Source organism: Tardiphaga robiniae (genome assembly GCF_013359755.1).
In the GTDB taxonomy this organism is placed as follows: Bacteria; Pseudomonadota; Alphaproteobacteria; order Rhizobiales; family Xanthobacteraceae; genus Tardiphaga; species Tardiphaga robiniae.
The window spans coordinates 120539-140085 of sequence record NZ_JABMCJ010000074.1 but is presented as its reverse complement, the minus strand read 5'-3'; the positions used below and the strand labels follow the sequence as shown (position 1 = coordinate 140085).

Genomic DNA, 19547 nt, shown 5'->3' with positions numbered 1-19547 from the left:
AACGCCGGCCGCCTCGGCATTGCCGTCGCCACCGCCTTCTCACTTGTCACCCTGACGGTGACGCCATCTTTCGCGGCAGCCAAGGTGCAGCGGCTCGTGACGCCAGGCGGCATCGAAGCCTGGTTCGTGCAGGATGCAACCGTTCCCCTGATCGCCATGGAATATGCGTTCGGTGGCGGTGCGGCGCAGGATCCGAAGGATAAATCCGGCACTGCGAACATGGTGGCCAGCCTGATGGACGAAGGCGCGGGCGATCTCGATTCCACGACCTTCCGCGATCGCATGGAACGCCGCGCCATCGAGCTCAACTTCAACGCCCAGCGCGATTACCTGCGTGGCTCACTGCGCATGCTGAAAGAGCATCGCGACGAGGCGTTCGACCTCGCCCGCCTCGCTTTGACGTCGCCACGCTTCGATGCCCCCGATGTCGAGCGCATCCGCGCGCAGATCATGTCCGGCCTGCGCCGCGAAACCTCGAACCCGAATTCGCTGGCGACGCGCAAGTTTCTGCAGGTGGCATTCGGCGACCATCCCTATAGCCGACCGTCCAACGGCAGCCTGACCGACGTGCCGACCATCAATGTCGATGACATCAAGGCCTACAAGCAACGCATCGTCGCGAAGGACACGCTGAAGATTGCCGTGGTCGGCGACGTCGATTCCGATACGCTCGCGACATTGCTGGACAAGACCTTCGGTGGCCTGCCCGCCAAGGCGACACTGACGCCGATCCCGGAAGTCACGGCAGCCAAGCCGCCGCAGAAGGAATCCGTGACGCTGGACGTGCCGCAGACGGTCATCACCTTCGGCAGCCCGGGCGTCAAACGCGACGATCCGAATTTCATGGCCGCCTATATCGTCAATCACATCCTCGGCGGCGGCACGCTGTCGTCGCGGCTGTATCACGAAGTGCGCGAGAAGCGGGGCCTGGTCTATTCCGTCAGTGGTTCGCTGCTGTGGATGCAGCATTCCGGCATCTATATCGGCAGCACCGCGACTCGCGCCGACCGCGCCACCGAGACGGTCGATACCGTGACCAGCGAAGTGAAACGCATGGCCGAGCAGGGTCCGACCCAGCGCGAGCTGGATGAGGCCAAATCCTATCTCAAGGGTTCGCAGATGCTGGCGCTCGACACCTCGTCGAAACTGGCCGGCGCACTGCTGCAATACCAGCTCGACAGACTGCCGATTGATTACATCGAGAAGCGCAATGTCGTGGTCGATGCCGTGACGCTGGACCAGGCCAAGGCGGCAGCGAAGAAGCTGTGGGCAGATGGCCTGCTGACCGTCGTCGTCGGCCGCGCGCCGCAGGCGGCCGCAGCGCCGGTAGCCCCGGCACCGAAGGCCAACTGAGGCGCCGCCGTGCAGATCGCGGTGATCGGTGCCGGAGCGGTTGGCTGCTACTACGGCGCCAAGCTGCTGCGCGCCGGCCATGACGTGACATTGGTCGGACGCCAGATCCATGTCGATGCCATCAATGCGCACGGCCTTCGGTTCGAGAGTGCGGAGTTCAACGGTTTCATTCCGGCGAAGGCGGTGACGCAGATCACCGATCTCGCGCCGCCGGATCTCGTTCTGTTCGCCGTGAAGTCCGGCGATACGGACAGTTCGGCGGCCGCGCTGAAGCCGGTGCTCAAAGCCAATTCCATCGTGCTGAGCTTGCAGAACGGCGTCGACAATCCCGAGCGCCTGCGCGCCATCCTCAGCCAGCCGGTGATCGCTGCAGCCGTCTATGTGGCCTCCGAGATGCCGGGTCCAGGCCACATCAAGCACAACGGACGCGGCGAGTTGATCATCGGCGCATCGCCCGAGAGCGACGCGCTTGCGAAGCTGCTGTCCGATGCCGGCGTGCCGACCGCCGTCGCCGGCGACATCGACGCGGTGCAGTGGTCCAAGCTTATCAACAACTGCGCCTATAACGCGCTGTCGGCGGTGGCCGGGATTGCCTATGGCGAGATGTTCAAGGTCGAGGGCGTGCCTGACATCGTGACCGATGCCGTCGTGGAATGCATGGCGGTGGCGCGCGCCTGCGGCGTGTCGCTGCCGGCCGACCTTCTGGAGAAGACGCTCGGCCTCGCGGCCAGCATGCCGTTTCAGCAATCGTCGACATCGCAGGATCTCGCGCGTGGCAAACCGTCGGAAATCGACTTCCTCAACGGCTTCATTGTCCGCAAGGGCGCTGAGCACGGCATCCCGACGCCCACGAACCACGCGCTGCAGGTCATGGTGAAGCTGGTCGAGCGCAGCGGATCGCGACGCGCCTAGCGGCGCTTCACTGGCTTCGGTGGATCCCAGAGCCGGAAGCCGCCTTTGAACGCATTCGCGTTGTCGCCGCGCCGGGTCTTGTGCGGGAGTTTGTCGAGCATCTCCACATTGCCACCGCCGAGCACCGTATAGTCGGGCTCCAGCGCAGCCGTCAGATCAGCAACGACATCAGCCACGCGCTGCCGCCACTTCTTCTTGCCCAGCCGCTTCAGGCCGGCTGCGCCGACATAATCCTCGAATGTCTTGTGACGATAGGGCAGATGACCGAGCTCCATCGGCTCGGACAGACCATCGATGATCATGGCCGCACCCAGTCCTGTGCCGAGGCCGAGAAACAGCATCCGGCGGCCATCATAGCTGCCGACCGCTTGCATCATGGCGTCGTTCACAAGCTTCGTGGGCTTGCGGAATGCCCGTTCGAAATCGAAACCCTTCCAGCCCGTGCCGAGATTGTGTGGCTCCTTGAGCGGACGATTGCCGGCCACCGGGCCGGGATAGCCGGCTGAGACGACGTCATAGCGCCAGTCTTTGGTCAGCGCCTTGACCTTGCGCACCATTTCCTTCGCGGACAGGTCCGGACCGGATTCGAATTCGCGTTTGATCCCTTCACGGCTGGTCATCACCTTCACATGGGTACCGCCGATATCGATGGTGAGAATATTGCGGGGGGGTCTTGGTCATGAGACGTCCGGATTGACTGATGGTGCAACGATAAGCCTCGGCAGGGCGCCAGTTCCAGCATTGCCGCTATGTCCCGGGCATATCTTTGCGATCTGCGATCAAGCGCACGGGGGCACCAAGCAAAACGCGGTATCCTGTGCTACGGAGACAGAATGCTGCTCCGGATCACCCGCTCCATTGTCATCGATGAGGACGATATCGATATCGTCTTCGTCCGTGCGTCCGGACCTGGCGGGCAGAACGTCAACAAGGTCTCCACCGCCGCGCAATTGCGCTTCGACAGCCGCAAGCTGGCGCTGCCGGAGGATACCGCAATCCGGCTGCGCACCCTCGCCGGCCAGCGCATGACCAAGGACGGCGTGATCGTGATCCACGCCCAGCGCTTCCGGACCCAGGAGCGCAACAAGGCCGACGCCATCGAGCGGCTGGTCGAGCTGATGCAGGAAGCCGCCTTCCGGCAGGCGCCGCGGCGGGCCACCAAGCCAACGCTCGGCTCGAAAATGCGCCGCCTCGACGGCAAGAAGCGCCGCAGCGACGTCAAGGCAGGCCGCGGCTGCCGCTTCGACGACTGAGCGGCGCCCCACACAACAAGCCAGACCACTTTTTCCAGGAATTTCCCGATGGCTAAACCCGTTCATTCGATGATCCGCGTGCTCGACGAAGCACGCGCACTGGATTTCTACAAACGCGCCTTTGGCCTCGAGATTGCCGAGCGCTTTGCATTTCCCGATTTTGCGCTGATCTATCTGCGCCATCCCTCCTCGCCCTTCGAGCTCGAACTGACGGTGAACTTCGACCGCACTGAGCCCTATGTGCTCGGTGACGGTTACGGCCATCTCGCGGTCGTCGTGGATGACGTCGCTGCCGAACATGCCCGGTTCGAGCGCGAGAATCTGGCCCCCGGGCCGCTGCGGGATTTCAAACATGAGGGCCGCACGCTGGCGCAGTTTTTCTTCGCCACCGACCCGGATGGCTACAAGATCGAGGTCATCGAGAAAGGCGGCCGATTCGCATAAAGCGGGGAAAACAGGCTCCGGCGGGGACATCGGGCGCCCGGGGCCATAGAATGGCGCTCCCGGTTTCCTACATAACCCCGACCCATCCATACGCCCCGAGATCCATGCCCGTTCGCCAACTGCCAGAAACCATCGTCAACCGCATCGCCGCCGGCGAGGTGGTGGAGCGTCCGGCCAGCGTGGTGAAGGAGCTGGTGGAGAATGCCATCGATGCCGGCGCCTCCAGGGTCGAGATTTTCACCGATGGCGGTGGACGGCGAAAGATCGCCATCACCGATGACGGCGGCGGTATGACTCATGCCGACCTGGAACTGGCCGTGGACCGGCACGCCACCTCGAAGCTCGATGACGAGGACCTGCTGCAGATCCGCACCCTCGGTTTTCGCGGCGAAGCCCTGCCCTCCATCGGCTCGGTGGCGCGGCTGAGCATCACCACGCGACATGCCTCGGAGCCGCATGCCTGGTCGCGCACCGTCGATGGCGGCGAGAAGTCGCCGATCGCGCCCGCAGCGCTGTCGCAGGGCACCCGCGTCGAGGTCGCCGATCTCTTTTATGCGACCCCTGCCCGGCTGAAATTTCTCAAGACCGACCGTACCGAGGCCGAAGCGATCCGCGAAGTGGTGCGCCGCCTTGCGATGGCGCGGCCGGATATCGCCTTCACCATGGCCGGCGAGGAACGCGCGCCGGTGACGTGGGCGGCTGCGCTGCCCGGTCCGGCCGGACAGTTGACGCGGCTCGGCGATATTCTCGGGCCTGAGTTTCGTCTCAGTGCTATCGAAGTGCGCAGCGAGCGCGAAGGCGTGGTGGTCGAAGGTTTTGCTGCCGCGCCATCGCTGACCCGCGCAAATGCGCTTGGACAGTATCTGTTCGTCAATGGCCGTCCGGTTCGCGACAAGCTCATCATTGGTGCGGTGCGCGCGGCCTATTCCGATTATCTGCCCCGCGACCGCCATCCGGTCGTCGCGCTGTTCGTCACGCTCGACCCAACGGAGGTCGATGCCAATGTGCATCCGGCCAAGACCGAAGTGCGTTTCCGCAATGCCGGGCTGGTGCGCGGGCTGATCGTGCATGCGCTGAAGGAAGGCCTCGCCCGTGAGGGACGCCGCACCGCGGCCAATAGCGACGGCGCCGTGCTGGACTCGTTCCGCCCCAACTTCGCACCCAATTTCGCGCCGCGCCCGAATGCGAACTGGGACTGGAAGCGCTCGCCTGCTTTTCCGGTCGGTGCCATGCCGGCATTCGATGATTCGGCTGCGCTCGCCGAACCCGGCCAGGCGGCCTTCGATGTCGGCACGCCATCCGCCGATGTGCGTTTCGAAGAGGCACCGCAGACCGACCTGATCGACCGGCCGCTCGGTGCCGCGCGTGCGCAGGTACACGAGAACTACATCATCGCGCAGACGCGCGACGGCATGATCGTGGTCGATCAGCACGCCGCCCATGAACGTATCGTCTATGAGCGATTGAAGGCATCGCTGGCCGCCAATGGCGTGCAGCGGCAGATCCTGCTGATCCCCGAGATTGTCGAGCTCGACGAGGCCATCGTGGAGAAACTGTTCGACCGCGCCGAAGAACTCGCAAGCTACGGCCTCGCCATCGACAGTTTCGGCCCCGGCGCCATCGCCGTGCGCGAGACGCCATCGCTGCTCGGCAAGACCAATGCGGCATCGCTGCTGCGCGATCTCGCCGAACACATGGCGGAATGGGACGAAGCGCTGCCGCTGGAACGCCGCCTGCTGCATGTGGCGGCGACCATGGCCTGCCACGGCTCGGTACGCTCAGGCCGGCGGCTGCGGCCCGAGGAGATGAACGCGCTGCTGCGCGAGATGGAAGACACGCCGAATTCCGGCCAGTGCAATCACGGCCGGCCGACTTATGTCGAGCTGAAGCTCAGCGATATCGAGAAGCTGTTCGGGCGACGATAGACCCCTCAGCCGTCATTGCGAGCGCAGCGAAGCAATCCAGAGCCGCAAGCGAAGACTGGATTGCCGCGTCGCTTCGCTCCTCGCAATGACGTGGACGGGCTGGTGCTCGACTCACGTATATTTCGGGTCGCGCTCGAGCAGCTCGATCGACACGCCCTGCGGCGCGCGGATGAAGCAGATGCGCAGGCCGGGCTTCAGCGTATGGGGCTCCTTGGTGAACTCGACGCCCTTGGCCTTCAGCGAAGCGGCCACGGCATCGATGTCCTTCACCTTCAGGCCGAAATGATCGAGGCCCTGATAGGGCGTGACCGGCGGCGGGTTGACGCCCATCTCCGGCGTCACGGGGGCGAGGAAGATCATGCCGCCGCCAAGCCTGATATCGATGCGGCCAGGGGCACGCAGGATCTCGGCGCCGAGCATATCGGCAAACCACTGCGCGGTCGCTTCGGTGTCCGGCGTGCGGATATGGACGTGATCCCAGGTGTATTCGATTGCAGACATCGGCGGCTCCTTTTGACGTCTTCTTACACAGATCGCAGAAACGTAAACTCGGTATCGTCATAGGCGCGGCGCTCGAGTTCTTCGAACCCGTCGGGCGCTGCGAAAGCCGCATCCTTGGCTTCTTCCACCACCAGCAAAGCGCCCGGCGTCAGCCAGCCACCATCGCGCAGCGAGGCCAGCGCCTTTTCGGCAAGCTTCATGCGATAGGGCGGATCGAGGAACACCAGTGAGAACGGCTCGACCGGATGGGCGGGACCGAGATCGGCGGCGTCGCGGCGATACACTTTGGTCACGCCGCCGAGACCGAGCGCCTCGACATTATTGCGGAGCAGCGCGCGCGCCTCGGAACCGTTATCGACGAACAGCGTGAACTTGGCGCCGCGCGATACGGCCTCGATGCCGAGCGCACCGGTGCCGGCAAACAGATCGAGCACGCGCGCGTCCTCGATCGGACTCTCGTAAGCGTGGATCAGGATGTTGAACAGTGCCTCGCGCAGTCGATCCGCCGTGGGACGGATCGCCTGCGTCGTGGGCGACGCGATGTTGCGGCCCTTCAGCCGGCCACCGACGACACGCATCAGATGCCTCGTTTGAAAAGTGGCAAAGCCACCGCAGGTGTAGCGTGGTCCCCTCCCCCCTTGCGGGGGAGGGTGGCGCGAGGCGCCGGGAGGGGGGTGAGCCACAAACGCCGGAGCTCCGGGTTACCCCCCTCCCCGACCCTCCCCCGCAAGGGGGGAGGGAGCACAACTGCCGTCGCGATGTACATCGTATTTCTCTTTGACTTCTCTTACGCGTCCCGCGGCTTCAGATCGCGCTTGCCGTGATAGCCGCGCTTCGGCTTCTTCGGGGGACCGCCGAAGGTGGCTGCGTCCTCGTTGCGGGCACGCGACTCTTCCGAGCCGGCGCGCTGCACCAGAATGCGACGGCCCTTGCGGTCTTCCACCGTGGAACGCTTCAGAACCGGCTTCTTGACGATCACCGGGTCGAGCGACACATCACCCTTGCTCGGCAGCTGGCGACCGAAATCGGCGCCCGAGGCATCCGCGATCTTCTCACCAAGCTGCTCGCGCAGCACGCGGGTCTTCACTTCATCGACCTCGCCTTCCTCGATTTCGCCGAGCTGGAACGGGCCGTAGGAAATGCGAATCAGGCGGTTCACCTCAAGGCCGAGATGCGCGAGCACGTTGCGTACTTCGCGGTTCTTGCCTTCACGGATCGCGAACACGATCCAGACATTGGCGCTCTTGTCGCGCTCCAGCGTCGCATCGATCGAGCCATATTTGACGCCGTCGACCTCGACGCCGTTCTTAAGCTCGTTGAGCTGTGCCTGCGTGACTTCGCCATGGGCACGAACGCGATAGCGCCGCAACCAGCCGGTCTCCGGCAGTTCGAGCGTCCGCGCGAGGCCACCGTCATTGGTCAGCAACAGCAAGCCTTCAGTGTTGAAATCGAGTCGGCCGATGGAGATCAGGCGCGGCAGGCCCTCTGGCAGATGATCGAACACCGTCGGCCGTCCCTCGGGATCGGCGTGGGTCGTCATCAGGCCGCGCGGCTTGTGATACAGGAACAGGCGCGTGCGCTCCGGCGCCGGCAACGGCTTGCCGTCGACGGTGATCACGTCGTTGGTGCTGACGTCCAGCGCCGGCGAATTGATCACGCGGCCATTGACGGCAACACGGCCCTGCGTGACCCATTCCTCGGCATCGCGGCGCGAGCACAGGCCCGCGCGCGACACGACCTTGGCGATACGCTCGCCGGCCTTCTTGGCCGCGGGAACGCGCGCCGGGCGGCGCGCTTCCGGATCGCGCTCGCGATATTCACCACGGCCGCCGAATGCAGGACGCTTGGCGAAAATCCTGCTGTCGTCCTCATTCTCGCGACGCGGACGCTCGTCGCCGTCGCGAGCCTCGCTGCGACCATGCTCCTGCCAGTCGGTGCGGCCACGCGGCTCGCGCGGACGATCGAAGCTTGGACGGTCCTCACGCGGACGCGAGAAACGCGGACGCTCGCTGTCGCTGCGCTCCGGGCGATCATCGCGCGGACGCTCGAATTTGGGCCGGTCGAATTTCGGCCGGTCGAAATTGCGCGCGCCATCGCGCGGCGGACGCGCGCTGCGGCTGCCGCGATCATCCGCCCCGCCTTCGCGCTTCTGCCAAGGCTTCTGCTCGCTGCGATCAGGGCCGCGCTCGAAATCACGCCCGCCACGATCACCGCGATCGGGACGATCGCCAAAGCTCTTGCGCGGGCCACCGCGATCCGGCGCACCACGGGAGAATTTCTTGTCGCCGCCAAACTTCTTCTCGGCGCTGAAGGGCCGGTCGCCGCGCGGGCGATCGCCATCACGCGACGGGCGCGGACTGAACGGACGATCGCCCTGCGGACGATCACTGCGATCACGCTGTGGGCGATCGTTGCGATCGCCTTGCGGGCGATCAAAGCGCGGACGCGGACGATCACCATCGCCGCCGCGAAAGCCTTCGCCGCGCGGCGTGTAGGGGCGTTTCTCACCGCCACCGTCGCGCGGCGCGTAGGGCTTCCGCTCGCCGAACTTCTTGTCGGAAAAACGTCCGGCCGGACGCGCATCGCCGCGGTCGCCACGCGGGGCGCGATCATCCCTGTTGAAATTCGGACGGTCGCCGCGCGGTGCCTCTCCGCGTGGGCTGTAGGGACGTTTGTCGCCACCACCGGCGCGCGGCGCATACGGGCGCTTCTCGCGGTCGCCGAAATCCTTGCGCGGACCGCGATCGGGGCGATCACCACCGCCGCTGCGCGCGGGACGGTCGTCGCGGTTGAAGCGAGCCGGACGCGCATCGTCACGATCGCGGCGCGGCGCGCGGTCGTCATCGCGTTTGCCGGCGTAGGGCTTGGCGCCAAAAGACTTGCCGCCAGAAGGCTTGCCACCGAAAGATCGCTTCTCACCGCCGCCAGCACCGGGCGGCTTCGGGGTGTATGTGCCATCGCGTTTGGCGAATTTCTTGTCGGGTCCACGTGCGGCGCCGGAGCGGCCCTTGCCGGCGCCGCCTTTGCCACCGGGTGGCCGGCGGCGCGAGGGGCCGTTGTTTTTGTCGTTGTCGCGGGGCATGAAGGGTCTCACTGCAGCGGAAGCTGAATTGGGTTGAGCGGTGCGGAAACGGTTCGCGGGCCGAAAATGCGCGCTCATTGGGGCGCATTCTCACGCAAAACCAGTATCCACTTTTGCTGAATGCAACTCCGTAGCAGAGTTTTGCGCAGGAAACGAGCCGTTGACCGCACCTTCTTTCATGGATCTGGCGCTGAAAGCGGCCGAAAGCGCCGGAAATGCCGGTGAAGTCCCCATCGGCTGCGTCATCGTCGGGAATAACGAGGTGATCGCCACAGCCGGCAACCGCACCCTCCGGGACCGCGACCCGACCGCCCATGCCGAAGTCCTGGCGATCCGGGAGGCCGCCGCCAGGCTCGGCAGCGAGCGGCTGGTCGAGTGCGACCTGTATGTGACCCTGGAGCCCTGCACCATGTGCGCGGGCGCAATCTCCTTCGCCCGGATCCGGCGGCTGTATTACGGCGCAGCCGATCCCAAGGGCGGCGGGGTCGATTCCGGCGTGCGCTTCTTCGCTTCGCCGACCTGCCACCACGCGCCGGAAGTCTATCCGTCCGTGGGCGAAACCCAGTCCGCCACGCTGTTACGAGAGTTTTTTAAAGCGCGGCGCTGAGGCTTTGCTGGCGGCTATATCGACGGGAATACGGGTTACTTCGTGCCCGTCTTCGTGAATGACGCAAATATGGCGCTCATGGTCCTCATGCGTCGCCAATCGCGTGCTAACTTCGTCGGCGATCACATAAGCCTGTGCAATCGCTTCGGCGTCGCTGCGCAGCTCCCGACCAGCGTGGTCGCGCTGTGTCGTGCCGTTCTTGAGGTCGAAATAATAGTGCGCCATGGGTACCTCACAGCCCCATCAACGCGCCATACAACCTTCGGTTCCCCAAGAGGAACCCCTGAATACCGTTATTTGCCCTTGCGCTCCCGCGCCACCGCCTGCCAGCCGATATCGCGGCGGCAGAAACCTTCGGGCCAGTTGATCAGGCCGATGGCTTCATAGGCACGGCGCTGGGCCTCAGCAACGGTCTTGGCGGATGCCGTCACGTTGAGGACGCGGCCACCATTGGCGAGAATCCAGTCGCCGGACGCCTTGGTGCCAGCGTGAAACACCTCGACGCCGTCGATCTTCTCGGCGCGGTCGAGCCCGGCAATCCGGGTGCCCTTCTCGTAGTCGCCGGGATACCCCTTCGCGGCCATCACCACGGTGAGCGCGGGATCGGGAAACCAGCGCAGGTCGAAATTCTTGAGTTGCCCGTCGCAGGAGGCGATCAGGGCCGGCAGCAGATCCGACATCAGCCGAACCATCAGCACCTGAGTCTCGGGATCGCCGAAGCGCGCATTGTATTCGATCAGCTTCGGGCCTTCGTCCGTGATCATCAGGCCGGCGAACAACACGCCCTTGTAGGGATTGCCCATCGCCTTCATGGCGCGCAGCGTTGGATAAATGATCTCGTTCATCGTGCGATCGCGGATCGCATCGGTGAACACCGGTGCCGGCGAATAGGCGCCCATACCGCCGGTGTTCGGCCCCTTGTCGCCGTCGAAGGCGCGCTTGTGATCCTGCGCGGCGACCAGCGGCAGTGCATGCTCGCCGTCGCACAGCACGAAGAACGAGGCTTCCTCGCCGGTCATGAATTCCTCGACCACGGCTTCCGCACCGGCTGCGCCGAAGCCGCCGCCCAGCATCATGTCGATAGCGTCTTCCGCTTCCTTCAGCGTCATCGCAACGACCACGCCCTTGCCGGCGGCAAGACCATCGGCCTTGATCACGATCGGCGCACCCTGCGCGCGGATATAGGCCTTGGCGGCGTCCGCATCGCTGAAGCGCTCATAGGCCGCGGTCGGAATGTTGTTGGCCTTGCAGAGATCCTTGGTGAAGCCCTTGGAGCCTTCGAGCCGGGCGGCGGCCTTGCTCGGCCCGAACGACTTGATACCGGCAGCAGCCAGATCGTCGACGATCCCCGCTGCCAGCGGCGCTTCGGGGCCAACCACAACGAAATCGACCTTGTTGGTCCGGCAGAACGCAATCACGGCGGCATGGTCGGCGACATCCAGCGCGATACATTCCGCCTCTTTGGCGATGCCGGCATTACCTGGCGCGCACCAGAGCTTGGTCAGCAGCGGCGACGCGGCGAGTTTCCACGCCAGCGCGTGTTCGCGACCACCGGAACCGATGAGGAGAATGTTCATAACCAGCCAGACCAATTGCAATCAAACACGCCCATCGTTTAGCACGGCGCGTCGGCACAGCAATCAGTGGTCTGAGTAATCAACCGGCCAGGCGGCCAACCCGTCAAGCGACGGCGACATGTGTTTCCGCGCGATAGCGGCGGATCAAGCCCACCGTCCAGCCAAGGAAATAGCCGGCGCACGCCCCGGACACCAATTGGCCGATCAGCGGGACGGCAGCACCCGAACCCAGCTTCATCGCGGTTGCGACCGCCACGGCATATTGCAGGAGGAAGACCGACAGGTTGCGGATCAGGGGCAGCCAACTCCCGGGGCGCAGAATGGTGCCGTCCTGCCGATCGACCGTCGTCTCGCCGGGACCGATCCACAGAGCGACGGCCGCCATCACGATTGCCGCTGCCAGCCATGCCCCGATCAGATGCAATTGGCCGCCGGCAAAGATCAGCCGCGACAACCCCATCAGGAACGATCAGCAAACGGCGCAGCGGCGTCTTTCGCGCCCCGAGCGACAGGCTTCCGAGCCAGATCAGCAGTGCGAGCAACGCGAACACCCAGATCGGCGTGTTGGTCAGAATGCGCCACGCGATGTCCATGACAATCTCCCAGGCTTTGCTCTACTTGCCTTCCGCAGTTGCGATGATCTCACGCAAGGTGGCGACGTGCCGCGCGAAGGCGCCACGCCCGGTCGCGGTGGCCGTCACCGTCGTCTGCGGCTTCTTGCCGACAAAGGCCTTTTCGACGCTGACATAACCGGCTTTCGCCAGTGTCTCGATATGAGCGCCGAGATTGCCATCGGTGGCGCCGGTCAGTTTCTTCAATCGCGGGAAATCCAGCCCCTGTGCCGGATGCAGAGCGTTCAGCGCTGCCATGATCTTGAGCCGCAGAGGCTGATGGATGATGTCGTCGAGTTCGGCCATGTCAGCTGCGCCGCATCCAGAGGCCACCGAGCAACAGGCCGCCGCCATTGACGACAGCCATCCAGAGCGTGAACCACGGTCCGGCCAGGAAGTAACCGAGCAGCGTCAGCGCGATCACGCTCATGCCGATCACGACAAAGACGCGGCCGAACCAGAACCCTGTCATCACGTAAGGCAACATGAAGTAAGTCGTCCAGAACGCGCCTATCTGCCGCGGCGCCATGTTCCCGAAAACGATGCTCCACAGACAGCCAAAAGCCACGAACGCGATAAACGCTGCCGTTGCGCGGGCATCGAAGGTGCTGACGCCTTCGCGCTTCTTGTTGAGGGCCCCGATGATGATCGCGCAGATGACACCCGCGACAATGACGACCGCCCAGATGACGGGGGCCGCAGCAGGCGCGAAGAACGAGAGCAGATAACCGATAAAAGTCGCAACGCCCCATAGAATGAGCATCGTGCTGGCGTGCCGATAGAACACCGACTGCCGGACCAGCCGACTGAGGCTCTCGATCTCCATCAACACAGCACTGGCTTCCTGGCTGTTGATCACGGTGTCACCTCGTTGCGAGATCGTCGGCAACGACGGCGACGAAACTTGCCGTGCTGACGACGTCCATGTGATTTACGTCGTCGAGGACGCGCACGTCGATATTGGCTTTCGACTGCATCGCCTCGCGATATTTGTCGGCGAACATCAGCTCGTCATTGCGCCCGGCGATGACCGATATGGGCCCATTCGCCGGATCGAGATCCAGGCGGTAGTCGCGATGCGTGCCGAAATTCTGCAGCAGCCGAAATGAATATTCGGACGTCAGAATGCGTGTCGACCCTGGTTGCACGGCAAAGGCAACCACCGGGAGCTGCGAACAGCATGTCACGCCGAACGATTGCAGTAGGCTGAGCGCGATGATGCGCGGCACATTCGGACTGGCCCATCCACCTGCGTTCTCGCGTGTGGATGGCGACTTCAGGCCGAGATAGGGTGACAGCAGAACGGTGCGTGCGAAAAGCCCCTGATTGACGGACCCCGCCACGCGCAGCGCAAACCCGCCGCCCGACGAATGCCCTGCGAGCGTCAGTGGCGACGCCAGCCCCTGCCCGCGCAAGTGGCCGACGAGATCTGCGAGATCATCGTCGAGCTGCCCGAGATAAGCGATATCGCCGCGGGTCCCCGACGCGCCATGGCCGCGCATGTCGGGAGCGATGCTTTCGACGCCCCGCGCGGCAAGCGCTTTCGCTAGGGCGTGCACCGCTATGCTGGATCCCGACGAGCCATGAATGAGGAGTGCGGCACGGTTCACGGACGGTCCGGATGGCGTGTAGCGCCGGTAGGCCAGATTCGAGCCGTCTCTCGCCTGGAAATACTGCAGTGGCGGCACGTCCCCGCGATACGCACTGCGCGCCGTGTCCGCAATGGAGGCCAGTGCCTTGGGCCTGGAGACCGGCACCGCAATCATGCCGGCCAGCACCAGGGCGACCAGGCCCGCTGCAGCAAGGAGCCAAATGATGCCACGAACCGCGAAGATCAATATCGACGCCATAATACCCGCCATTCTCTGAATACAGATAACTCTGTATAACAGAGTTATCTGTAAATCAATATCTGATTGGCGTTTTGCAACCGACATCCCTACTTTGCGACGATCCTGAAAGCCGAGATTCGATGTCCAAAGCCGCCGCCCCGCTCACCAATTCCCCCGAATTCACCGTCTCCGAGCTGTCCTCAGCCCTGAAACGGACGGTGGAAGACACTTACGGGAACGTGCGGGTGCGCGGCGAAATCTCAGGCTTTCGCGGGCCGCATTCCTCCGGCCACTGCTATTTCTCGCTCAAGGACGAGAGCGCCAAGATCGAGGCGGTGATCTGGAAGGGCGTCCATGGCCGGATGCGGTTCAAGCCGCAGGAAGGCCTTGAGGTCATCGCCACCGGCAAGCTGACCACCTATCCAGGCTCGTCGAAATACCAGATCGTCATCGAGGCCATCGAGCCCGCCGGCGTCGGCGCGCTGATGGCGCTGATGGAAGAACGCAAGCGCAAGCTTGGCGCCGAGGGCCTGTTCGACGAAGCGCGCAAGCAGCTGCTGCCATGGCTGCCGGAGGTGATCGGCGTGGTGACGTCGCCGACCGGCGCTGTCATCCGCGACATCCTGCACCGGCTGGAAGACCGCTTCCCGCGCCGCGTGCTGGTCTGGCCCGTCAAGGTTCAGGGCGAAGGTTCGGCCGAGCAGGTCGCGGCCGCGATCCATGGCTTCAATGCGCTGCCCGAAGGCGGCGCCATTCCACGGCCGGATCTGTTGATCGTCGCGCGCGGCGGCGGCTCGCTGGAAGACCTGTGGTCGTTCAACGAAGAAATCGTGGTGCGTGCCGCCGCCGAGAGCATGATCCCGCTGATCTCTGCCGTGGGCCACGAGACCGATATCACGCTGATCGATTTCGCCGCCGACAAGCGCGCGCCGACGCCGACAGCCGCTGCCGAAATGGCTGTGCCCGTGCGCGCCGAACTGATGGTGGAGATATCCGGCTTCGAGCGCCGCATGATGCTGTGCTGGCAGCGCGGGCAGGAATCCCGCCGCAACGAACTACGCGCCGCGGCGCGTGCCCTGCCGGATCTCAGCGAATTGCTCGCGATTCCGCGCCAGCGTCTCGATGGCGCAACCGCATCGCTGCCGCGCGCTCTGAAAGCAAATACACACGCGCATCATCGCCGCTTCGCGCAGGCCAGCGCCGGGCTGACGCTGCGCGTGCTGCGCGCACAGATCGCCCACGCCACGCAGCGACTGACGGTATCGGGTGAACGCTTGAGCCTCTCCGCGCGTGCCCTGCTTCGGCAGCGCCGCGATCGCTTCACTGGCCTTGAAGCACGATTGAAGGCCTCCAAGCTCGCCAATGCGCAGGCGCAGCGCAATGCCATCACCCGCGATCGGGAGCGCGCTCTGCGCCTCACTGAGCGCGCGCGTCGTGCATTGACGACACTGGTGCAGCGCCAGCAGGCGCGCGTACAGGCGTCGAGCCAGTTGCTCGGTGCCCTCTCCTATCGCAGCGTGCTGGCCCGCGGCTTTGCGCTGGTGCGCGACGAGCAAGGCGCGGCACTGCATGCCGCCGCCAATGTCGGAGCGGGCGCGCGCCTGAGCATCGAATTCGCCGATGGCCGTGTGGATGTGACCGCCGATGGCGACCGCACGGCACCTGCGCGTGAAGCAAAGCCTGCGTCGCCGGCCGCGCCGAAAAAGGCGACGAAAATCGATCAGGGCAGCCTGTTCTAGAGGTTGCGCGGGCCGCCTTTATTGGGCGACGCCGCGGCCCTATTTATGCTACGAGATGACGACATTCAGGGCCGGTGACCGATCCGGCAAGACGACTTAGTGACGATCCAGGAGACCAGCCGTGCTGAACAAATTTGGCCCCTCGGGCCACGGCGAAGCCCAGTTGCAATATCTCGACGGCGATTTCCGCGTGGTGTCGCCCGGCACCTATGTGACTTGCGCCATCACAGGCGAGCGCATTCCGCTGGACGAGTTAAAATACTGGAGCGTCGATCGGCAGGAAGCCTATGCCGTACCGAATGCCGTGCTGGCGCGGCATTATCCGGACGCTGTGAAGGGTCAGAAGTAAAGCTCGTATCAGTCATTCCGTAGGGTGAGTACGCTTCGCTTTGCCCACCTTACGTTCTGAGCGTCTTCACTCTTGCCTGATTGAGCTTCTCGATCACGAAAGCCTGCAGCGCCGCCTTATCCTCGAAGGCCAGCGTGACGGCAAATGGTACGATCTCCGCCGCGGCCGGCATGCTGCTGAGCTTGACGATGTCCTTCTCTGTCGTCACCAGCACTAGCCCATCACGCTTCGCTTGCAGAGTCAGCGCGTCGATCTCAGCGGGCGCATACGGGTGGTGATCGGCGAAGGCCTTCTCCACAGCCACGTCCACACCTGCATGACGCAACGTCCGGAAGAAGCGTTGAGGATCGCCGATTCCCGCAAAGGCCAGCACGCGCTTGCCGCGCAAGGCTGCCACTGACGCCTCATCCGGCACAACGCGCGCCGTCAACACCGGACCGCCCCGGCCCGCGACCAGCGCCGCCACGCCCGTCGCTGCAACACCGTCGCCAATCACGACGAGCGCATCCGTGCGTGCGATCTGCAGATCGAGCGGCGCGCGCAAAGGTCCCGCGGGCAGCACACGGCCGTTGCCGAGACCGCGATTGCTGTCGATCACAATGAACGACGCATCCTTCGCGATGGCCGGATTCTGGAAGCCGTCATCCATCACGATCACGCTGGCGCCGGTCGAGCGCGCCAGCGCGGCGCCTGCGACGCGATCCCCTGAGATCACCACCGGTACCTGTCGTGCCATCATCAACGGTTCGTCGCCGACATCTGCCGCCACATGCCTCGACGGATCGACTTTCACCGGGCCGCGCAGTCTGCCGCCATAGCCGCGGCTGAGCACCACCGGCGTCTCGCCGAGATCGCGCAGCACCTGCACCAGCGCCAAGGTCGTCGGTGTCTTGCCGGCACCGCCGACGTGATAATTGCCGACGCAGAGAACGGGAATGCCGACGTCAACACCCTTGCGCGCCATGCGGCTACCTGCGACTTCGCCATAGATGGCGCCAAGCGGCATCAGCAGACGCGACAACCATGTCGATGGCGGCCGCCAGAACGCCGGCTCACGCATCCTGCGCTCCCGCTTCGAGCCGGAGCTGCATCAGATAAGGCTCCAGCGCATGCAGGGTGCGATCGAGCGCACCGCCAAGCCGTTCAACCACGCGACGCCCAGACTCGATCGCAGCATCGCGCGCTGCCTCGTTGCCGAGCATCTGGCCGAGCTGTTTCACCAATTGCTCGGAGGAGTCGGCAAGCTTTGCACCGCCGGCGCCATCCAGCGCCTCATAGACGTCGGTGAAATTGAAGACGTGCGGACCATGCACCACGGACGCACCGAGCTTCACGGCTTCAATCGGATTCTGCCCACCATGCGGCACCAGCGAGCCGCCGATGAACACTACCGGTGACAGACGATAGAACAGGCCGAGCTCGCCCATGGTGTCGGCGACATAGATATCAGTGCCTGCATGCGGCAACTCCTCGCGCGAGCGCAAGGCAACCTGCGCACCTGCCACCGTGATCATCTGCGCGATATCCGCCCCGCGATGGGCGTGGCGCGGCACGATGACCGTCAGCAATTTCGGGAAGAAGCTGGTCAGCGTCTTGTGGGTCTCGAGGATGATCTCCTCTTCACCGGGATGCGTCGAGGATGCGACGATGATGGGGCGACCGCGCGTCACCGCCATGAGCTTGTCCAGCTTCACGGCGTCACCGGGCGGCGCCTGCACGTCGAGCTTCAGATTGCCCGTCACGACGACGCTGCGCGACCCCAATGCGCTGAAGCGCTCGGCGTCAGTTTCGGACTGCGCCAGGCAGATCTCGAAACGGCCGAGCAAGGCGCCGATGGTCGCCGAAAATTTCTGCCAGCGTGGAAACGAGCGCTGCGACATGCGTGCATTGATCAGCACCATCGGCAGACGGCGTTTGGCGGCGGAGATGATCAGGTTCGGCCAGAGATCGCTCTCGATAAACAGTGCCAGACTCGGCTTCCAGTGATCGAGGAAGCGCGCCACGAAGCGCGGTGAATCATAGGGGATGTATTGATGGATGATATCGGTCGGGAATCGCTTGGCGATGATTTCGGCCGAGGTGACCGTGCCCGACGTCAGCAGGATGCGCATGCCCAGCGCGCGCAGCCGCTCGATCAGCGCTGCCGCCGCCAGCACTTCGCCGACGCTGGCGCCGTGAATCCAGACCAGCGGCCCGGCGGGGCGCTCGATCTGCGAGATGCCACGGCGCTCGTCGAGGCGCGCGGGATCTTCCTTGTTGTTCTTCAACCGTTGCCTGATCAGGACCGGCGCAAGCGGCGTCAGCGCCGCCGACAATCTGCGATAGACGCGCAGCGTGATCGGCAGCGCGTTAGGCACGACGCGCGCCTTCCGGCCGACCTACCGCGTCATAGGCACGCTGCGTGGCCTCGTTCAGCGTGGCTTCGAGCTGCAGGCGCAGCGCCTCCATCGTGGCAGCGTCGGCATCGGCAGGAACGCTCAGCGGCTCGCCGCCGACCAGTACGCCGCGACCGAAAGGCAGATTGATCGTGGTGCGGTCCCAGTTGTTGAGCTGCACGTAGCGGCTGGTGGCCATGGCAAACGGCATGATCGGCCGGCCGCTTTCGCGCGCCAGCATGATGATGCCCATGCCGGCGACACGCGAGCGCTTCGGCACGTCGGCGGTCAGCGCCATATTGATACCGCGCTCCAACACCCGCACCATCTCCTTGAACGCACCGACGCCGCCCTTGCGGTGAAACGCGCCGCCATGATCGCCGGAGCCGCGAACGGTGGCGATGCCAAGGCGCTCGGCAGCCAGCGCATTGAACTCGCCGTCGCGATGCTTCGAGATCAGCACCGCGCCGCGATAGTCCTTCTGCCGGATGAACGGCGTCATGAAGTGCTGGCCATGCCAGAACGCCAAGATGACCGGCATCTGCGGCTCGACGATGTCATAGACATCGACGGGATCGAAGGTGAAGGTGTTGGTCTTCCAGACCAGACGCAAAAATTCGGCCGCGAGAAACCCCGCGGCGCGCTGAACCCAGCTGCTGCGCAGCGTGTTTCGGAGCAGTCGTTTCAAGCGGTCGGCTTCGCGTCTTGACCCGGATCGAGCAGCCGATGGAGATGGACGATGAAGTAGCGCATATGGGCGTTGTCGACGGTCTGCTGCGCCTTGGCCTTCCAGGCGACAAATGCCGTCGCGTAATTCGGATAGACGCCGACGACTTCAACCTGGCTGAGATCCTTGAACGTCGTCTCTTTCAGGTTGGTCAGCTCGCCCCCGATGACCAGATGAAGCAGTTGCTGTGGTGTGTCCGACATGAATCCTGTTCCTGCAGCGACCGGCTGCGATCCGATAAGTCAAAGATAGTGGTGCAG

At 64.3% G+C, this 19547-nt stretch carries 22 protein-coding genes; 8 read left to right on the top strand and 14 right to left on the bottom strand.

The features are described from left to right. The first annotated feature begins 18 nt into the window (after positions 1–18). Positions 19–1353 carry a M16 family metallopeptidase gene (locus HP556_RS07415; protein WP_420878654.1) on the top strand — a complete coding sequence of 445 codons (1335 nt, stop codon included), beginning with the start codon at positions 19–21 and terminating at the stop codon, positions 1351–1353. Between the two features lie 9 nt (positions 1354–1362). Then, positions 1363–2265 (top strand): 2-dehydropantoate 2-reductase, encoded by a 903-nt coding sequence (locus HP556_RS07410; protein WP_175366472.1) that lies wholly within the window; start codon positions 1363–1365, stop codon positions 2263–2265. Here HP556_RS07410 and HP556_RS07405 read toward each other — a convergent pair. Beyond that, positions 2262–2924, bottom strand: coding sequence for an ROK family protein (locus HP556_RS07405; RefSeq protein ID WP_338117543.1), 663 nt, complete (start codon positions 2922–2924; stop codon positions 2262–2264). The genes HP556_RS07410 and HP556_RS07405 overlap by 4 nt on opposite strands. A 177-nt stretch (positions 2925–3101) precedes the next feature. Between HP556_RS07405 and arfB the strand changes: the two genes are divergently transcribed. The 3 genes from arfB (at position 3102) to mutL (ending at position 5887) form a co-directional block, all read left to right on the top strand. Next, the gene (gene arfB / locus HP556_RS07400) at positions 3102–3518 is read left to right on the top strand and encodes an alternative ribosome rescue aminoacyl-tRNA hydrolase ArfB (protein ID WP_175366481.1); all 417 of its coding nucleotides are present in this window, start codon (positions 3102–3104) and stop codon (positions 3516–3518) included. A 48-nt stretch (positions 3519–3566) separates the two neighbouring features. Continuing rightward, the gene (locus HP556_RS07395; RefSeq protein WP_175366470.1) at positions 3567–3962 is read left to right on the top strand and encodes a VOC family protein; all 396 of its coding nucleotides are present in this window, start codon (positions 3567–3569) and stop codon (positions 3960–3962) included. A gap of 104 nt (positions 3963–4066) precedes the next feature. After that, complete coding sequence (gene mutL / locus HP556_RS07390; RefSeq protein ID WP_175366469.1) at positions 4067–5887, top strand: DNA mismatch repair endonuclease MutL; 1821 nt, start codon at positions 4067–4069, stop codon at positions 5885–5887. A gap of 111 nt (positions 5888–5998) precedes the next feature. On the opposite strand, the gene HP556_RS07385 is transcribed toward mutL, so the two are convergent. The 3 genes from HP556_RS07385 to HP556_RS07375 form a co-directional block, all read right to left on the bottom strand. Next, complete coding sequence (locus HP556_RS07385) at positions 5999–6388, bottom strand: VOC family protein (RefSeq protein ID WP_089261869.1); 390 nt, start codon at positions 6386–6388, stop codon at positions 5999–6001. Positions 6389–6411: 23 nt separating this feature from the next. After that, positions 6412–6966 (bottom strand): 16S rRNA (guanine(966)-N(2))-methyltransferase RsmD, encoded by a 555-nt coding sequence (rsmD, locus tag HP556_RS07380; RefSeq protein WP_175366468.1) that lies wholly within the window; start codon positions 6964–6966, stop codon positions 6412–6414. A 209-nt stretch (positions 6967–7175) separates the two neighbouring features. Continuing rightward, positions 7176–9470: a pseudouridine synthase gene (locus HP556_RS07375; protein WP_175366467.1), complete on the bottom strand. Its 2295-nt coding sequence runs from the start codon at positions 9468–9470 to the stop codon at positions 7176–7178. A 160-nt stretch (positions 9471–9630) separates the two neighbouring features. Here HP556_RS07375 and HP556_RS07370 point away from each other — a divergent pair, with 160 nt between their 5' ends. Beyond that, positions 9631–10077 carry a nucleoside deaminase gene (locus HP556_RS07370; protein ID WP_170849744.1) on the top strand — a complete coding sequence of 149 codons (447 nt, stop codon included), beginning with the start codon at positions 9631–9633 and terminating at the stop codon, positions 10075–10077. On the opposite strand, the gene HP556_RS07365 is transcribed toward HP556_RS07370, so the two are convergent. From HP556_RS07365 to HP556_RS07340, 6 genes are all read right to left on the bottom strand, one after another. Then, the gene (locus HP556_RS07365; RefSeq protein ID WP_120288571.1) at positions 10048–10302 is read right to left on the bottom strand and encodes a DUF6894 family protein; all 255 of its coding nucleotides are present in this window, start codon (positions 10300–10302) and stop codon (positions 10048–10050) included. The genes HP556_RS07370 and HP556_RS07365 overlap by 30 nt on opposite strands. Before the next feature lie 68 nt (positions 10303–10370). Next, on the bottom strand, positions 10371–11654 hold the full coding sequence (gene purD, locus HP556_RS07360) for a phosphoribosylamine--glycine ligase (protein ID WP_175366466.1): 1284 nt from the start codon (positions 11652–11654) through the stop codon (positions 10371–10373). Between the two features lie 103 nt (positions 11655–11757). Beyond that, positions 11758–12114, bottom strand: a complete 357-nt coding sequence (locus HP556_RS07355) for a DUF6622 family protein (RefSeq protein WP_210269110.1) — start codon at positions 12112–12114, stop codon at positions 11758–11760. 154 nt (positions 12115–12268) lie between these two features. Next, positions 12269–12571 (bottom strand): winged helix-turn-helix domain-containing protein, encoded by a 303-nt coding sequence (locus HP556_RS07350; RefSeq protein WP_089261883.1) that lies wholly within the window; start codon positions 12569–12571, stop codon positions 12269–12271. A 1-nt stretch (position 12572) separates the two neighbouring features. Further along, complete coding sequence (locus HP556_RS07345; RefSeq protein ID WP_244558180.1) at positions 12573–13124, bottom strand: hypothetical protein; 552 nt, start codon at positions 13122–13124, stop codon at positions 12573–12575. Positions 13125–13128: 4 nt separating this feature from the next. Next, positions 13129–14115: an alpha/beta fold hydrolase gene (locus tag HP556_RS07340; protein ID WP_175366464.1), complete on the bottom strand. Its 987-nt coding sequence runs from the start codon at positions 14113–14115 to the stop codon at positions 13129–13131. A gap of 122 nt (positions 14116–14237) precedes the next feature. On the opposite strand from HP556_RS07340, the gene xseA reads away from it, so the two are divergent. Beyond that, on the top strand, positions 14238–15836 hold the full coding sequence (gene xseA / locus HP556_RS07335) for an exodeoxyribonuclease VII large subunit (RefSeq protein ID WP_175366463.1): 1599 nt from the start codon (positions 14238–14240) through the stop codon (positions 15834–15836). Between the two features lie 121 nt (positions 15837–15957). Beyond that, positions 15958–16185 (top strand): DUF2093 domain-containing protein, encoded by a 228-nt coding sequence (locus HP556_RS07330; RefSeq protein ID WP_089261889.1) that lies wholly within the window; start codon positions 15958–15960, stop codon positions 16183–16185. A 49-nt stretch (positions 16186–16234) separates the two neighbouring features. Here HP556_RS07330 and lpxK read toward each other — a convergent pair whose 3' ends face one another. The 4 genes from lpxK to HP556_RS07310 are packed head-to-tail and all read right to left on the bottom strand — an operon-like array spanning position 16235 to position 19490. Next, on the bottom strand, positions 16235–17245 hold the full coding sequence (gene lpxK / locus HP556_RS07325; protein ID WP_175366462.1) for a tetraacyldisaccharide 4'-kinase: 1011 nt from the start codon (positions 17243–17245) through the stop codon (positions 16235–16237). Continuing rightward, positions 17238–18542 (bottom strand): glycosyltransferase N-terminal domain-containing protein, encoded by a 1305-nt coding sequence (locus HP556_RS07320; protein ID WP_175366461.1) that lies wholly within the window; start codon positions 18540–18542, stop codon positions 17238–17240. Before HP556_RS07320 ends, lpxK begins: the two co-directional genes overlap by 8 nt. Continuing rightward, complete coding sequence (locus tag HP556_RS07315) at positions 18535–19248, bottom strand: lysophospholipid acyltransferase family protein (protein ID WP_089261893.1); 714 nt, start codon at positions 19246–19248, stop codon at positions 18535–18537. The genes HP556_RS07320 and HP556_RS07315 overlap by 8 nt, the downstream gene beginning before the upstream one ends. Next, on the bottom strand, positions 19245–19490 hold the full coding sequence (locus HP556_RS07310) for a DUF4170 domain-containing protein (protein WP_068733639.1): 246 nt from the start codon (positions 19488–19490) through the stop codon (positions 19245–19247). The genes HP556_RS07315 and HP556_RS07310 overlap by 4 nt, the downstream gene beginning before the upstream one ends. Positions 19491–19547: the final 57 nt, after the last annotated feature.

What these genes read in the sequence shown, in the direction of transcription:
- HP556_RS07395 (WP_175366470.1), top strand. Translation starts at nt 3,567, where the DNA reads ATGGCTAAACCCGTTCATTCGATGATCCGCGTGCTCGACGAAGCACGC.
- mutL (WP_175366469.1), top strand. Translation starts at nt 4,067, where the DNA reads ATGCCCGTTCGCCAACTGCCAGAAACCATCGTCAACCGCATCGCCGCC.
- HP556_RS07385 (WP_089261869.1), bottom strand. Translation starts at nt 6,388, where the DNA reads ATGTCTGCAATCGAATACACCTGGGATCACGTCCATATCCGCACGCCG.
- rsmD (WP_175366468.1), bottom strand. Translation starts at nt 6,966, where the DNA reads ATGCGTGTCGTCGGTGGCCGGCTGAAGGGCCGCAACATCGCGTCGCCC.
- HP556_RS07375 (WP_175366467.1), bottom strand. Translation starts at nt 9,470, where the DNA reads ATGCCCCGCGACAACGACAAAAACAACGGCCCCTCGCGCCGCCGGCCA.
- HP556_RS07365 (WP_120288571.1), bottom strand. Translation starts at nt 10,302, where the DNA reads ATGGCGCACTATTATTTCGACCTCAAGAACGGCACGACACAGCGCGAC.
- purD (WP_175366466.1), bottom strand. Translation starts at nt 11,654, where the DNA reads ATGAACATTCTCCTCATCGGTTCCGGTGGTCGCGAACACGCGCTGGCG.
- HP556_RS07355 (WP_210269110.1), bottom strand. Translation starts at nt 12,114, where the DNA reads ATGGGGTTGTCGCGGCTGATCTTTGCCGGCGGCCAATTGCATCTGATC.
- HP556_RS07350 (WP_089261883.1), bottom strand. Translation starts at nt 12,571, where the DNA reads ATGGCCGAACTCGACGACATCATCCATCAGCCTCTGCGGCTCAAGATC.
- HP556_RS07340 (WP_175366464.1), bottom strand. Translation starts at nt 14,115, where the DNA reads ATGGCGTCGATATTGATCTTCGCGGTTCGTGGCATCATTTGGCTCCTT.
- xseA (WP_175366463.1), top strand. Translation starts at nt 14,238, where the DNA reads ATGTCCAAAGCCGCCGCCCCGCTCACCAATTCCCCCGAATTCACCGTC.
- lpxK (WP_175366462.1), bottom strand. Translation starts at nt 17,245, where the DNA reads ATGCGTGAGCCGGCGTTCTGGCGGCCGCCATCGACATGGTTGTCGCGT.
- HP556_RS07310 (WP_068733639.1), bottom strand. Translation starts at nt 19,490, where the DNA reads ATGTCGGACACACCACAGCAACTGCTTCATCTGGTCATCGGGGGCGAG.